The 15,970-nt window shown below is 38.7% G+C and carries 14 protein-coding genes, 1 tRNA gene and 1 pseudogene; 5 read left to right on the plus strand and 11 right to left on the minus strand.

All coding sequences use genetic code 11. The features are described from left to right. Positions 1-11: 11 nt before the first annotated feature. Entirely contained in the window at positions 12-902 is an 891-nt protein-coding gene (locus tag MHI58_RS16610; RefSeq protein ID WP_045034067.1) for an ABC transporter substrate-binding protein, read from the minus strand. A 240-nt stretch (positions 903-1,142) separates the two neighbouring features. Here MHI58_RS16610 and MHI58_RS16615 point away from each other — a divergent pair, with 240 nt between their 5' ends. After that, positions 1,143-2,849, plus strand: coding sequence for an alginate lyase family protein (locus MHI58_RS16615; protein ID WP_052659615.1), 1,707 nt, complete (start codon positions 1,143-1,145; stop codon positions 2,847-2,849). Between the two features lie 118 nt (positions 2,850-2,967). Here the strand turns inward: MHI58_RS16615 and MHI58_RS16620 are convergent. Continuing rightward, a tRNA-Arg gene (locus MHI58_RS16620) sits at positions 2,968-3,043 on the minus strand. A 253-nt stretch (positions 3,044-3,296) separates the two neighbouring features. On the opposite strand from MHI58_RS16620, the gene clpP reads away from it, so the two are divergent. After that, complete coding sequence (gene clpP / locus MHI58_RS16625) at positions 3,297-3,893, plus strand: ATP-dependent Clp endopeptidase proteolytic subunit ClpP (RefSeq protein WP_024719872.1); 597 nt, start codon at positions 3,297-3,299, stop codon at positions 3,891-3,893. Positions 3,894-3,948: 55 nt separating this feature from the next. Here the strand turns inward: clpP and MHI58_RS16630 are convergent, their stop codons facing one another. After that, positions 3,949-4,527, minus strand: a complete 579-nt coding sequence (locus MHI58_RS16630; RefSeq protein WP_017368101.1) for a TIGR00730 family Rossman fold protein — start codon at positions 4,525-4,527, stop codon at positions 3,949-3,951. 136 nt (positions 4,528-4,663) lie between these two features. Here MHI58_RS16630 and MHI58_RS16635 point away from each other — a divergent pair, with 136 nt between their 5' ends. After that, positions 4,664-5,005 carry a MazG nucleotide pyrophosphohydrolase domain-containing protein gene (locus MHI58_RS16635; RefSeq protein ID WP_045034008.1) on the plus strand — a complete coding sequence of 114 codons (342 nt, stop codon included), beginning with the start codon at positions 4,664-4,666 and terminating at the stop codon, positions 5,003-5,005. Between the two features lie 29 nt (positions 5,006-5,034). Here the strand turns inward: MHI58_RS16635 and MHI58_RS16640 are convergent, their stop codons facing one another. Beyond that, positions 5,035-6,657, minus strand: coding sequence for a SulP family inorganic anion transporter (locus MHI58_RS16640; protein WP_045034007.1), 1,623 nt, complete (start codon positions 6,655-6,657; stop codon positions 5,035-5,037). Between the two features lie 37 nt (positions 6,658-6,694). Next, entirely contained in the window at positions 6,695-7,276 is a 582-nt protein-coding gene (locus MHI58_RS16645; RefSeq protein WP_024719876.1) for a carbonic anhydrase, read from the minus strand. Between the two features lie 563 nt (positions 7,277-7,839). Between MHI58_RS16645 and MHI58_RS16650 the strand changes: the two genes are divergently transcribed. Next, positions 7,840-8,817, plus strand: coding sequence for a D-glycerate dehydrogenase (locus MHI58_RS16650; RefSeq protein WP_041508114.1), 978 nt, complete (start codon positions 7,840-7,842; stop codon positions 8,815-8,817). A gap of 342 nt (positions 8,818-9,159) precedes the next feature. Continuing rightward, positions 9,160-9,486: pseudogene (locus MHI58_RS16655) on the plus strand (ribonuclease); the annotation flags it as partial. A 166-nt stretch (positions 9,487-9,652) separates the two neighbouring features. Here the strand turns inward: MHI58_RS16655 and MHI58_RS16660 are convergent. The 6 genes from MHI58_RS16660 to whiA all read right to left on the minus strand — a co-directional run bounded on the left by MHI58_RS16660 (position 9,653) and on the right by whiA (position 15,961). Further along, positions 9,653-10,894: a dicarboxylate/amino acid:cation symporter gene (locus tag MHI58_RS16660; protein WP_045034006.1), complete on the minus strand. Its 1,242-nt coding sequence runs from the start codon at positions 10,892-10,894 to the stop codon at positions 9,653-9,655. Positions 10,895-10,907: 13 nt separating this feature from the next. Further along, on the minus strand, positions 10,908-12,218 hold the full coding sequence (locus tag MHI58_RS16665; RefSeq protein ID WP_045034005.1) for an aminotransferase class V-fold PLP-dependent enzyme: 1,311 nt from the start codon (positions 12,216-12,218) through the stop codon (positions 10,908-10,910). Positions 12,219-12,813: 595 nt separating this feature from the next. After that, positions 12,814-13,686, minus strand: a complete 873-nt coding sequence (locus MHI58_RS16670) for a MurR/RpiR family transcriptional regulator (RefSeq protein ID WP_039963728.1) — start codon at positions 13,684-13,686, stop codon at positions 12,814-12,816. A 248-nt stretch (positions 13,687-13,934) separates the two neighbouring features. Beyond that, positions 13,935-14,687 (minus strand): arylamine N-acetyltransferase, encoded by a 753-nt coding sequence (locus MHI58_RS16675; RefSeq protein WP_045034004.1) that lies wholly within the window; start codon positions 14,685-14,687, stop codon positions 13,935-13,937. A gap of 39 nt (positions 14,688-14,726) precedes the next feature. Then, entirely contained in the window at positions 14,727-14,984 is a 258-nt protein-coding gene (locus MHI58_RS16680; RefSeq protein ID WP_008348124.1) for an HPr family phosphocarrier protein, read from the minus strand. A 26-nt stretch (positions 14,985-15,010) separates the two neighbouring features. Then, positions 15,011-15,961, minus strand: coding sequence for a DNA-binding protein WhiA (whiA, locus tag MHI58_RS16685; protein WP_008348125.1), 951 nt, complete (start codon positions 15,959-15,961; stop codon positions 15,011-15,013). Positions 15,962-15,970 lie beyond the last annotated feature (9 nt).

Here is a 15,970-nt window from a genome sequence, read left to right on the forward strand (position 1 = left end):
TCTTTTTTCTATTAATTTTTGAGCAGCATTTGTTTAAACGCAGCAGACTGTTTTTCAATTGAGATTGGATCAGCATAGATAAATTCTTTGATTGAATAGGATAAAACATGTCCTTGTTTCACTGCTTTATTCTTCTTCCATACACCGCTGCCTGTGATATCTAGATTAGGTGCTTTTCCATCCTTTGTTGGTACAAGTAAATAGTCACCTGCATACTCGTTCATCTCCTCTAATGAAATACCGAGATACCCTTCTTTTGGTAGAGCTTTCTCTGCTTTTTCAGGCAAACTGAATCCATACCCTTGATAGATAACCTCTCCTCCACGACCAAAGTCTGTACCAAATAAGTACACCTGCTTAGGCTGCACATCCATAATGGAGAACGTCTTGTCTTCACCAATTTTTGCTTTGACCTCTTTGCCGTCTTTTTTCAGCTGCTCGTCCATTTCTTGTATTTGTTTTTTGGCTAACGATTCTTTTCCAAGAATCTTTCCGATTTCAATATGCATCTCTTTAAAGCTATGTTCACTTGTTGTGAAAGTAATTGTTTTTGCGATCTTTTTATATTTTTCAACTTGATCATTTTGTGAATACGCAATAATGAGATCAGGTTTCAGTTTGGCGATTGCCTCCACATTTTCTATCGGCACCCTCTTCACACCTGTTTCATCTAAAAAGGATGATTTAGGATAAACATCTGTCATGCCAACAGGTGTCACACCTAACTTTTTAAAATTTCCAAGCTGTGCTGTTAACACAACAATTCGTTTCGGTTTGTCAGGAATGGTGATCTTTTCACCCGTTTCAGTTGTATATGTACGAGTATTTGATTCTTGTTCTTCATTGTCTTTCTGCCCGCAAGCCACCAACAATACTGCCAGCAGACTCATAAGCCAAATCATTTTTTTCACTTACGAAAACCACCTTTAATTGAGAATGATTATTAATTATAGCATAAATAGTGTGGTGTAAATGACAGCTAAAAAACACTTTCTATAGATAGTTTTCATCATGCATTCAGATTTCAGAGAATTGAATAGAACATCTTTAAAAGAATTTCTCCGTAATATCTTGAAAATTTGATAGATATCTCCTTTTTTACTGTATAATTAGTTCTAGTCTTAAAGGAAGGTGACTAAACCTTGATTTTCAAAAGAAGTAAGCAAACCAAAAATACAATCGCTAACGCTGACAAAATAGTAGAAAATTATTTATATGTACACTCCGCTTGGCCTGCTGTAAATGTAACTGAAATCACTTGGGAAGAGAATCCTTATCAAAATGTGACTTGGTGTTTTTATTTACATAGTTTGGATATTGTAGCATATTTAATGCACGCATATGAACTAGATTCCGACTTGAAATATCTTAAAAAAGCAAAAGAGATCATTCATAGTTGGATAGTAAAAAACCCTTCTAAAGAACAACAAGCAAGTGTCTATGCTTGGAAGGATCACAGTGTGGCTAATAGAATTGTGAATATCATTCATTTTTGGGATAACTACAAAGACTCACCTATCTATGAAGAGACCTTTACTGAAGTAATCACACAAACATTAATAAAACACGGCAATTATCTTGAAGATGATAAGAACCATACTTTCATTAATAATCATGGCATTTTCCAAGATCGCTCATTGATTGAATTATCCCTAGTTTTTCCTCATCTAGCTAATGCGGATAGATGGTATGATAAAGCCATTAATAGATTTATGGATCATGCTAGAAAGGATGTTGCTCAAAGCGGTGTTCATCTTGAACATAGTGCAGAATACCACATCGTTGTATTAAATCTTTTTAGAAGTATCAATGATTTCTTAAATTATCATGGAAAAGAAGTTCCTGAATTATCTTTTTTAATCTATAAGATGGAAGAATATTTAGCGTATTTGTTTAAGCCAGATGGAAAAATTCCTCTAACAGGTGATTCAAATCCCCTAGATATGTCCCATTTTTCAGAAAAAATGATTTCGAATCCAAACTTCCTCTTTATATTTTCAAGCGGACTTTTGGGGAAACAACCTGAAATTGATAAAGTATACAAAGATGCTGGAGTTGCGATTTTCAGAAACAATTGGACATTTAATAGTGCCCAGCTTTACTTAAAATTTACTGCTGGCTTTCATTCAAGAGTTCATAAACACGCTGATGATTTATCCATTCTACTATCTATTGGACAAACTGATTTTTTTGTAGACTCAGGTAAGTATAACTATCAAGAAAAAGATAGTTATCGTCAGTATTTTAGAAGCACAAAAGCACACAATACTGTTACCGTAAATCGCAAATCGTATGAAATAACCGATGAGCAAATTGGAAAATCAAATATACAGAATTATGGTTTTCACCAAGATTACAGTTTTGTTACCGGCATACACTCGCTATATCCGGGGAACATTGTCAAACGTACACTTTTATATCTAAAGAAAATGGAGTCTATTATCATTTTTGATGAGTTAACTAGTAATAAAGAGTGTACGTACAGCCAAATATTCAATATTGGCGAACATGTGAATACAACTGTAGAAACAAAAAAGAAAATTATTTTGGAAAGCACACTGGACGGCAGAACAATTGAGTTGCTTCAAATGAATCATGTGACAGAGTTCAAAAGATACGAAGGTCATACTCAGCCGATTGGAGGATGGCAATCATCGGTTTTTAATAAAAAACATCCAATCACTCAAATTCAATTCTCAAATAAAGGAAACGGCCTAGAATACAAAACCATTATAAATACTCATAAGGATATCGGCATTAAATACTTCTCTACAAAAAAAGTCGATGATCAGAAAACAATTTACTCAATCACAGATAAGTACAATGAGAAGCTATATATTAAAATTTAAAAGACGCGTTAATTATCATCAAAGGAACACGCCTTACGTTTTTGCAATTTATTTGTATATAAAAAACCTCTCGATAGATATTTTCATCGAGAGGTCTTTTTATTCTACTAATTAAGTACGCGCTCGGAGGGATTCGAACCCCCGGCAGACGTGGTACCGGAAACCACCGCTCTATCCAACTGAGCTACGAGCGCACGATATGTTTTTTAAACGTCAGCATATCAAATTATAAGGGAAATGCTGCAAGAAAGCAATGATTAATCGCTATCCCTGTCGATGCATTTTCTTCATTCCCATACATATACTCATATGATGGTTTGAAGTGGAAGAGTTTTGGGGAAAATGGATAGGGGTATTTGATTTTAGGTCAGCATTTTGTTTGACCTTTATTGACCAAAAATGTATCATTGAATTACATACTTACCTAAAAGGTGAAGGAGGAACATTATGAATTTAATACCTACAGTCATTGAGCAAACAAATCGTGGGGAAAGAGCTTACGACATTTATTCTCGTCTTTTAAAAGACCGTATTATCATGCTTGGTTCTGCGATCGATGACAATGTTGCCAACTCCATCGTATCACAGCTTCTTTTCTTAGAAGCCGAGGATCCAGAAAAAGATATCTCTATCTACATTAACAGCCCTGGCGGTTCGATCACAGCTGGTATGGCCATTTACGATACGATGCAATTTATTAAACCAAAGGTATCAACTATTTGTATTGGTATGGCTGCATCTATGGGTGCGTTCCTGCTTGCTGCTGGTGAAAAAGGTAAGCGTTATGCCCTTCCAAATAGTGAAGTGATGATTCACCAACCACTAGGTGGTGCGCAAGGTCAAGCAACAGAAATTGAAATTGCGGCAAAACGAATCCTTTCTTTACGCGATAAACTGAACCAAGTACTTGCTGAACGTACTGGTCAGCCAATTGAAGTCATTGAGCGCGATACAGATCGTGACAACTTCAAAACAGCGGAAGAAGCACTTCAATACGGACTCATTGACAAAGTCTTGACCCGTAATTCAGAAGAACAAAAATAATCACAAAACAAACCGTCTGCTCTTTGAACAGGCGGTTTTTTGTTATGCATCTGTTTTAAGACAGCTCCGTCCATTTCTGCTGAAGAGACGGTGTTTGATAAGAAGCCATCTGTGAAATCAATTCTTCCGGTTCTCCAGAGGCATGCAGCAATTGAAGGTGTGATTCATTCGAAAAACCTTCCTGTACACTAAACTTCACCATGTCTATAAGCGGATTGAAATAATCATTCACTTGATACAACCCGATTGGCTTTTGGTGGATGCCAATTTGCGCCCAGCAAAGCACCTCAAATAATTCTTCATATGTACCAAAACCACCTGGCATGGCAATAAACCCATCGGCCAGCTCGCTCATTTTCGCTTTTCGTTCATGCATTCCTTTGACTTCAATGAGTTCAGTGAGCTCTTGATGCACAACCTCTCCTCTAAAAAGCCCTTTTGGCATGACTCCGATCACTTGCCCGCCGTTTTTCAATACCTCATCTGCTATAGCGCCCATTAAGCCAATTCGTGAGCCACCGTATACAAGACGGATTCCTTGCTCTGCCATATAAGCCCCTAGCTCGACAGCTTTTTGTTTGTAGATGTCATTCACACCTGGATTCGAACCAGCAAACACACAAATCGTTTTCATCAAAACAGCTCCATCTCTCTCTATGATTTCTTCACCCACTCATTCTACTATAATTCATTGTAAAGAAACAGCCGCTCCATCTATATATAGTGTAAAATCAGAAGGTGAACACCATATAAGGAGCTGTATAAAGAGAATGCAAACAACTGAAATGGAAAAATGGATCAAAGATTTCTACAAAATGAGAAATTGGACAGAATACGGGCCGTTTATCAGGTTAGGTTTCCTGATGGAGGAAACAGGAGAACTCGCTCGTGCAGTCAGGGCGGTCGAAATTGGACGCGATCGACCTGATGAGAAAACACAGGAGAACGCCGCGTTAAGAAAGGACCTAATTGAAGAAATGGGAGATGTCTTAGGAAATCTACTAGTTCTAGCTGATCTCTATGATGTAACAGTAGAAGAGGTCTTCTCTTCCCATCAACAGAAACTCACACAACGGTTTTCTAGTGAAAAAGAGCAGGTAAAAAGCACGTGACCGACATGTCACGTGCTTTTTTTAGCCTTTTATAGCTGCTGTGGTGAAATATCATCCGTTCGTTCAAAGAAATGCTGCTTTCCAATGTGATGGAAAAGACCGGTACGATGCAAAAGCTCTTTTGGCTGTGATTGAAGCCCTACAATCATCAATTTTCCATTGTGATGCTTTAATCGATTGGAAATGTTCATCAGAACCGCTTCTGCTGAGGTGTCCATATAATTCACTTTGTTCATAAGCAAAATGAGTGTTTTCGGCTTTGTCTGAACATGATCCAAAATCGAATTTTCCAATGAATCGGTTGTACCGAAAAAGAGTGGCCCTTCAATCGAATACATACTAATCCCTTTCTGATCAGTCTCCCTTTCTAAGGCAGCCGCCGTTTCGATTTGAGGAACAGCAACATTTGTGTGGATATTCGTTGTCTGGCTCATTTTTTTGATAAAGGCGATAAACGCTAAAATGAGACCTGCAGTCACGCCAATAATCAAATCACCGATGACCGTCAGCAGGAAGGTCACGACAAGCACAAGGGAATCCGCATTTTTGACTTTGACAATATTGATAAACTCTTTTTTCTCACTCATATTCCACGCCACAAACATCAAAATCGGTGCCATGGCAGCAAGCGGAATCATCGATGCATATGGTGCAAATAACATTAAGATGAGCAAGACGACGACACCATGCACGACTCCTGAAATGGGGCTTGCTCCACCATTTTTAATGTTTGTTGCCGTACGAGCAATCGCTCCAGTCGCTGGAATCCCTCCGAAAAGCGGCGCCGCCATATTGGCAATTCCTTGCCCGACGAGTTCTTTATTGCTGTCATGCTTTGAGCCTTTCATATTATCAGCAACCATAGCTGACAAGATGGACTCCACGCCGCCCAAAAGCGCAATGACAATAGCCGGCGGCAGCAGATACATCATTTTTTCAATCGTCAATTCAGGAAAAGCGAAAGTTGGCAGTTGACGAGGGATTTCGCCATATGCAGAGCCGATGGTTTCAACTTGTCCTTGAAAAAAGAGAACAGCTATAAATGTTGAAACGAGTAGACCTAATAGAGCACCAGGTATTTTGGGAATGTATTTTTGCGCCGCCAAAATCACGATGAGCCCAACAATCGCTGTGAGAATGGCGAGACTGTTTGCGGTACCGAGATGGACCACGATCTCTCTCATATTGAGGAAAAAGCTTTCATGCTTTTCAACACCCTTTAATCCGAGGAAGTTGGCAATCTGTCCTGAAAAAATAATGACAGCAATGCCGGCAGTAAAGCCGATGATAACCGGACGAGGAATAAATTTCATGAGCTTTCCTAGTTTGAATATTCCGAATAAGACAAGCATACACCCTGCCATAAAACCAGCAATGAGTAAGTTTTCAATACCGTACTGGCTGACGATCCCGAATAAAATTGGAACAAATGCCCCGGTCGGTCCGCCAATCTGATACTTTGAACCACCAAACAATGAAATCAAAATGCCGGCAACGATGACTGTGTATAATCCGTATTCTGGTCCGACACCAGATGCAATGGCAAAAGCCATGCCTAAAGGAATTGCCACAACGCCCACGACAAGCCCAGCGATTAAATCGCGTCTAAACTTTGATGAATCATAACCTTCAAATCTTCCATAAAAACGCATGGTATGTGTTGGCCTCCTTCAAGTATGTGTAGATGATTTAGGTATATTGTGGGTCGATCTGTTTATCTTTTATAACGACATCCAGCTTTCCTGTTGCCGGATGAATCACTAGTCCATGAACAGCTACATCACTTGGCATGAGCGGGTGCTCTTTGACTAATTTCACACTTTGAGATACGCTCTCTTCCACTGAATCAAAGCCTGTCAGCCAGCCCTTTAAATCGACACCTGCGCTTTTCACAATGCTCAAACACTTTTCCTCAATTCCCCGTGCTTTTGCCTTTTCAAGTAAAGGGTCTGCCGCAAGGCCTGCCATTCCGCATTCATGATGTCCGACAATGCATACTTCCTCTGCTTTCAGCTCATAAATGGCTAGTAAAATACTCCGCATGACACTGCCAAATGGATGTGTGACGATGGCTCCTGCATTTTTAATGATCTTCGCATCACCGTTACGAAGCCCCATGGATTGGGGTAATAATTCCAACAGGCGTGTGTCCATACAAGTTAATATAACCAATTTCTTCTCAGGAAATTTTCCCGCCTTGAAAGGCTCATACTGTCTCTCTTTCACAAAATCTGCATTGTGCTGAAGAATCTGTTCTAATGTTGAATCCATCCTGTCATCTCCTATCTTTTTTAAGTGATTGTAACGCCTTACCTGGCCTCCTTTTCCCTTGTGTGTTCTCAAGCATAGAGAAGAAAAATGATAGAAAAAAAAGAAAAAAATGAGAAAACGATGAGAGAATATGTAAGCATTTTCTCTATTTTGCTCTTTGTTCCGCTTCAGCACAGGGGAGAGGCGGCTTTTGCTTTCAAACAATGGCTTTCATTTCAACAAAAGACGATGAAATGGTTTAGTAGAAAATGACCATCCCGTTTAATACACTGCAAATATAATAAATTTTCTATCAAAAAGTCTCGATCTATTTTCCAGTTTGTCAGATTATCTCTCGAAACATCTAGCGTTTTTCTATGACTCATCTACTAATCACTCGTTTTTCTACATCATAAAAAGACATCAGATGGCCATGTCATTTACTCTTTCACTATAAAAATCTCTCCTTTTCCGTTATTTCAGTATATTAAATATTGAGCAGCTCATATTCAAACGTGTACTGCCAAAATGGTTGCTTTATAATAAAAAGAGAAAGATGACCATGTGAAAGGAGCGAGTTGATGATGAAACCACATATTTTTGTCGCCAAACCCTTACCTGCCGCTTTTGAAGACATGTTAAAAGAACATTGTACATATGAGGTATGGCAGTCAAAGGATCCGATCCCAAGAGATCTGTTATTTGAGAAGCTACAGAAGGCTGATGGCCTTTTAACATCTGGTACGAAAATTGATCAAGATTTATTAGATCATGCACCCCAACTCAAGGTGGTGAGCAATAATTCAGTCGGCTATGACAATTTTGATCTAGAAGCCATGAGACAAAGAGGCGTGATTGGTACGCACACGCCTTATACACTCGATCATACCGTTGCTGATCTTGCCTTTTCTCTCATTCTCTCTTCTGCGAGGAGAATTGCCGAGCTTGATCGTTTTATCCGCGAGGGAAAATGGACAAAATTTGTTCAAGAAGAAGACATATTCGGCATTGATGTCCATCATCAAACGCTTGGGATCATTGGGATGGGACGAATCGGTGAGCAAGTAGCCAAACGAGCCGCTCATGGTTTTGATATGAACGTCCTCTATCACAACCGGAGCCGGAACGAGAAAGCCGAATCGGCATATGGCGCTGTATATTGCGCACTGGATGACTTGCTGAAGCAAGCTGATATCATTGTGTTAATCACACCACTGACGGATGAGACGTACCATATGATAGGAGAGCGGGAATTGAAATTAATGAAGCCGACAGCTTTATTCGTGAACATCTCCCGCGGAAAAACCGTCGATGAGAAAAGTCTCATTCAAGCACTGCAGGAAGGGTGGATTAAAGGAGCTGGTCTGGATGTGTATGAGCAAGAACCGCTTCAGGAAGATCATCCTTTCAAGGAGATGGACAATGTCACGCTTGCCCCGCATATCGGTTCCGCTACTGAAACGACAAGAGACCTTATGCTGAAACGAGCCATTCATAATGTACTTCATGGAATTGATGGCAAAGCCCCTGTTGATATTGTGAAGGAGCTTGCCTCATCTTAATTGAAAAAAGGCGCAGGGAACTGCGTCTTTTTGTTTACGTCATCTAGAGACAGTAGGTCAAAAAGCCTCATTTTTTCCAATCTCCTGATTCTTTACATTCTCTTCATATGCCGGTGCTATAATATGAGGTAGACAAGCATCAAGAGGACGGCATCCCATTTCCTTTTGAGGAGGATCAAGATGAAAAAAATAAGTTCGATTTTTACTCTGTTCGCTCTGATTGCTGCCATTCTGTTTTCTGGATTTATCCCGCAGCAAGTCCATGCAGAAACACCACTTACACCCACAGCCACAAATGAGACTGCTTCCGTACAGCTTGCACCAGACCTTCGTACCCTTGCCGTCATTAATACCTTTGATGGTGTAGCAGATTACTTAATCCGCTATAAACGACTACCTGATAATTACATCACCAAATCACAAGCGAGCGCCCTCGGATGGGTGGCATCAAAAGGAAATTTAGCTGAAGTCGCGCCGGGCAAAAGCATCGGTGGAGACGTATTCTCTAATCGGGAGGGACGCCTTCCATCCGCTAGTGGCCGTACATGGCGTGAAGCCGACATCAACTACGTCTCCGGTTTCCGTAATGCTGACCGCCTAGTATACTCAAGTGACTGGCTCATTTATAAAACAACCGATCACTATGCGACATTTACGAGGATTCGTTAATCAATGAAAAAGACAGCCCTTTGATGAGCTGTCTTTTTTATCATGTTTGCTTGCGGGCTGCAAACGTTGTGTCAATTGATATTGCTAAATGAGATTTATCACTAGGCAATCATGTTATTTTCAATAGACAGAATATTAAGTTAATTATACCTTTACATCAACTCGTTTAATATTTTATATCGTTTATTTTATTCACATTTAGTTGTTCATCTTCAATCATATTTTCACTACGCGCAATACACAGTGTACTGACTACGTCACCTGTCACGTTAAGTGAGGTGTGTCCCATATCGATGATTCTATAGATCCCAGCAATCATTCCAACTATCTCCATAGGGAGTCCTAATGTAGTTAACAGCATAATGGTCATAACGATACCACCTCCAGGAATCCCGGGCGATCCAACTGATATTAAAGTTGTCATTAATATGACTAGTAGTTGCTGGCTAATTGGCATGTCAATCCCATATATTTGGGATACAAATATGATGGCAGCAGAGTAATACACAACGGCACCATTCATGTTCATCGTTGCTCCAATAGGAAGGGTAAATTGCGCTAGTTCCTCTTTCACCTTAAAATCTTCTTTCGTCACAGAAATAGTAACAGGTAATGTTCCAGAACTGCTTGTCGTACTCGCAGTCACTACCCAAATTTTACCGATTGACTTAAAGAACTTAGATAAGGGAATTTTCGCTATGAATTTCAACATAAACAAGTACATCAAAATGATGACAGAAATCAAACCGATATAATCAACTAAAATAAATTTGCCCAAAGGCCCAAATATCCCCAAACCGTATTCCCCAATCGTACAAGCCATTAAAGCAGCCACACCTATAGGTGAAAATGCCATGATGATTCCTGTCATTTTATACATTACCTGTGTACCTTCTTCAAAAAAATGTCTAAGGGTGACTGATTTGTTTCCTATTAAAACGATGGATATTCCTAAGAAAATGGAAAAGATGATAATTTGCATGAGATTTCCTTCTGCTAGAGCCTGAACAGGATTTGATGGAAATAGACCTAATATCGTCTCTCCAAAAGTAGGAATATTGGCAGCTTTATATTCGGACGATGTCTTAATACTATCAATATCAATTCCATTCCCCGGTTTAAATATATGCGCAACCAAAAGACCGATTCCACCTGCTATTAAAGTCGTTCCAATATAATAAATCAGCGTCTTTGTTCCGATTTTCTTTAATTTTTGAACATCACCAATACTAAAGATTCCAGAAGTGATGGAGAAAAAAATGAGCGGAACCACGATCATTTTAATGAGTGTTAAGAATATATCCCCAATAGGTTTAATGATTAATATTTTTTCTTTAAAGATTAAACCTAGCAATATACCGATGACAAACCCAATAAATACTTTTGTACCGAGACCTAATTTCTTCATTAGTAGTTCCCCCCTAGTTGATGAGTTTGCTCATTCTCTTCGTTTCAGATAACTCTTTGGTTACAAATAAAAATTGATCGATGTCCTCTTCTGTATGACAATGGAACGGTGAAACCCTTATCGCACCAGTTAATCCAATGGCTTCGAGTATACGTTTTGAGTAGACACTAGTATTCACTCGTTCATAAACGGTAATTCCTCGATCTTGATAATCCTTTCTTAGTTGTTCATCATCTATCCCTTGAATTCCCATCGCAACGATGAGATCTCTTTTCGTTAAATCAGGGGCATCCGCAAAAACTTTTACGTTCTTCATATATCTCAATCCCTCGATCTGATCACTGCCTTCAAGAAGTCGATGGAGTAGTGCTCTTTCGTGAAGAACTATTTTTTTCATACCCTTTAGATACTTCTCTCTTCTAGACATTTCTCCAATACTGTCGTACGAACCCAGCCAACATACATAGTCGATAACAGCTGACATAGATGCAAATAGCGAAGGTGTTGGTGAACCAAGTTCCCATTCACGATCATCCTTTGCTAGTAATTTTTGATGTGGAAGTTTCGATAATCTGTCTGAAACATAAGCGAACCCAATACCTCTTGACGCCATAAACTTATATGGTGCAAAGTTTGCTCCGTCTATACCAAGCTTTTCTACATGAAGAGTCCCATGCGGCATATGCTGGACTGCATCAACAATAATATATAAATCTGGTTTTTTCTTTCTAGCAGCTTTTATCATTTCTTCAAGATCCATGATATTTCCTGAAATATTACTGGAAGCAATGACGCTTAACAAAATCGTATTCTCGTCAATTTTATCAGCGATCGCTTCGGGATCAACAAAGCCTGTATTCACATTTGCTTTAGCAACTCTAAATTCTTTATTGTTCTTTTGACAGTAAAATTCTAATGAGTCATACGCAGAAGGATGTTCAATATTAGTCGTGACGGCATTCGTTCCCTCAACATTTTCAATAATAGTTGAGACCATTTTAAACATGGCTTGAGAAGCTGTTAAATCTGTTATTAAAGAACCTGACTCAGCTCCGAACATGACACTCAATACATCATTCTTACATTTGTCCATCATATCATTCAGATCTGTTGCTCTTTGATGGTACCTTTCTGGACAATCCGGTAACAAATCAATCTTTTCTTTCACCTTGATGGCTTCCTTTAACCTTAAAGAGCCTCCTGAATTATCAAAAAAAAGTCTTTCCCCATAGTCTGGGTCAAAGGATAGAAACGAAAATTTTTCACGTAATTCCTTTAATAGCTGCTGATCCATTAATTTCCCTACTTTATAATCATTCAACATACTTCCTCCTCTACAACACAGAAAATGTTTTTTAAAATTCTTCAAAATAATATGAATGAATAATTTTCTTCATCATTATGATGATATAAGCTTCTTTTTCTGTCAGTTATCTTGTTAAAAAACATGACGGTTTTTTTTCACACTAAATATTTCTTCCAAATCACTTGAATTAATACACTTTATAGAAATCAGCATGAAGAACCGTCACACAAGCAAGCGTTTTCATTTATTCTTTTTTAAAAAAATATGAAGAATTTATTTCATTTTGATTTTATCATAACCATTTTGTTAATAACAATATTTTTTTGAAATTTTCAAAAAATATACGTTTATCATTTCCTAGTCCTGTTCCATTTTTTATCTTCTCAACACATGAACAGTTTCTCAGAATTTCTCCATTAGTCATGTTGTAAAGTAAACAAACAATAACCCACCAATTAGAAAAACTGGTGGGTCGTTTTTTGCGAATTTACTTTATTGGAGTCATACATGATTGTAGTCATACATGATTGTAGTCATACAAGCTTGACCTCCCTTAAAGAATTCAAATACACCTGCAAAGGTCAGATCATATTTATATCAACTATACTTTTTATTAATACATACCAAACTGGCTAATATGTTTATTAATTCTTTCTAATTTTTCCTCACTATGAGCGACTGTCGCTCGACTGACATGTGTACATATTAACTCAGCTAAAAATAATACAGGTGTGTAAGAATTGAAGAATGCATTACTATCCACTGAAACTAAAAGTAGGACATCAGCAAAATGTGCTATAGGTGCTGTGGCTTTATCAGTAATGATAACAACTTTCGCATTGATTTCTTTTGCCATTTTGGCTGCTGCAAAGTCTACTTCAGAGTATCTTGGGAATGAAAAAATAAGGACACAATCATCCTGACTACATGAAGCTAAGGAATCAAACGGAGTAAACGATTGTTGACTATTAATCACTACATGATCAATGATCTGATTTAGGAAAACTCCCATTATTTCGGTTAAACCAGTTCTAGCTCTACTGCCTAAAATATAAACTCTTCTAGCGTCAATGATATAATTGATTGCCTTGTTAAACTCTTCAGATGAATTTTTCTCTGAAATAGAATATATATTTTTTTCAAGAATTTTTAAATTGTCATTCAGTAAATCTGACTGTATCACTTTATCATAACTTAATTTTAATCTTTCAGAGGGAATGGTCACATCATCAGAAATGGCTAAGCTTTTGTCATAGTACTGTTCTCTAAGATATTTTTGAAAGTCACTATATCCAGAAAAGCCTAACTTTTTCGGGAATCGAACAACTGTAGCATTACTCACTTTTAATCTATGAGCTAGTTCTATTGAAGTAACAAGACATGCTTCTCTTACATTATTTAAAATGTATTCCGCTATTTCTTCTTCCTTTTTTGTTAGTTTAGTATTGCTTATCATTGTTTTCAACGATTTTTGCGATACATCCATTTGGCATCCCTCCATGTTCACTTATATTGATTCATTATATTAGGGGAATAGAATGATGAAAAGCACTTGATAAAGTACGATACTAACCCCGGCTTTTTTGACATCAATTATGAGCGGTGAGTCATACGCCTATAGGGGGATGAGCGATTCAGCTAGGCAAGCCGGGGTGCACATTTAACATTCGTGAGTGCGACAGTAGGTACAAGAGTTTGTCTATCCGCAAAGACAGCCATTCAAGCAAACTGTCTCTATGATTTAGGTGCAAGATGTGTTTGTACATATACTTCAAAAGGTTGAGAAAGCAAGTTTTTCGATACTTCTTCCTGTTCATGTATCGTGACATGATCCTCTGTCACGATCACACGACCTGTTGGTGTTAGTTTGGATGCAAGCAGCCTTTTGTTAAAAGGAGAGGCTTCATTTTCATAAATCTCATGCCGCAATTGCACAAGTGTATCTTCACCGACTTCTTTTAATGTGAAAGCATAACCTGTTTCAGCACCTGCTCCCCTATCCAATTGGAGTAGATGGGTTCCTTTTTCTGTTTCCTCTGCGTTCACGCGAAAACGAAGGGACGGTGCTTCCACCCATTCACCTGTAAAAGGGACGGGCTGAAGGGGTAAATTCACACCAAATCCTGCATCAATGAGGTAGCGCTCATGGTGATGTTGAAGGACGATGGCTACATGCGTCCCATCCAGTGCCCACTTCTCTGCTTCTTTGTTATATACGGTCCCTTGAACGAGCTGTACGGCGAGACCTGCCTCTTTTAAGACATAATATAAGAGCGGATTGAGGTCATAGCAAAGCCCGCCTCTGCTGCCTTCCAGAAGATGATGCTTCAAACCTTCTTGATCCAAAGCATAGGCGTGTTTACCCACCACAGATCTATTTTCAAAAGGAAAGGTATAAGCCATCTTCCTTAGTAAATCCGGTAATTGATCAAACGTAATGGACGCGGCTTCATATCCAATTTTCTGTAAAAAGGCTGATTGAATCACAACTTTCCCTCCTAAAAAAACTGAGCCCTTGAAAGAGACTCAGTTTTCTTGATTGATAAAATCCGTTAACGCATCGATGGCTTCTTGTTCATCTGCTCCATCAGCTATTAGTTTGACGGTGACACCAGAGCTGATCGCAAGACTCATCAGTCCCATAATACTCTTCGCATTGACCTTTTTCCCATCTTTCTCTAGAAAAATATCAGCACCAAAACGATTGGCTTCTTGAACGAACAAAGCAGCCGGACGTGCCTGCAAACCCGTTTTCAGCTGAATTGTGACCGTTTTTTCCACCATATGATCTGCCTCCCTTTTTTATTTCCCTATTTGAGTGTAACAGCTTGTCCGTTTCTTAATTGTTCTGCAATTTGATCTAGCTTTCTTAAACGGTGATTAATGCCTGATTTGCTGATCTTGCCGCTTTCCACCATTTCGCCAAGTTCCTTTAGTGTGACTTCTTGGTAGTCAATACGCAGTTGCGCAATTTCACGCAGCTTATCTGGCAGGGCGTCTAGTCCAATCTTTTCGTCAATGAATTGAATATTTTCAACCTGGCGCAGTGAGGCACCGATCGTTTTATTCAAGTTTGCTGTTTCACAATTGACGAGCCGGTTCACTGAATTCCTCATATCTCGGACGATGCGCACATCTTCAAAACGAAGCAATGAGTTATGAGCACCCACAACACTTAAGAATTCCGTAATTTTCTCCGCTTCCTTCATGTATGTGATAAAGCCTTTTTTGCGTTCAAGTGTTTTACTGTTAAGATGGAATTGATTCATGAGCTCACAAAGGGCATCATTATGTTCTTTGTATAGTGAAAAAATCTCAAGGTGATACGAAGAGGTTTCTGGATTATTCACAGAACCTCCTGCTAAAAAAGCACCTCTCATATAGGAACGCTTGCAGCATCTTTTCTTCACAAGTTCTTCTGAAATGTTGCGTTCAAATACAAATTGTTCACCTAATATCTTTAGGTCCTCTAAAATGGTTTTCGCTCGTTCTACCAGTCTGACAATATACACATTATTCTTTTTTAATCTCATTTTTTTACGAACGAGCAGCTCGACAGTCACATCGTATTTCTTTTTCAAAAGGGTATAAATACGTCTTGCAATGGCTGCGTTCTCTGTCTGTATATCTAAAATCAATTTTCGATTAGAAAAAGATAATGAACCGTTCATACGGATGAGGGCAGAAAGCTCTGCTTTTGTGCAGCAGTCCTTCACTTCCAGATTAGTCAGCTCTTTTTTTGTTTCGGATGCAAATGACATCCTTGCCAC

The sequence above is a fragment of the Bacillus sp. FSL K6-2869 genome (assembly GCF_040869405.1).
GTDB lineage: Bacteria > Bacillota > Bacilli > Bacillales > Bacillaceae > Bacillus > Bacillus altitudinis.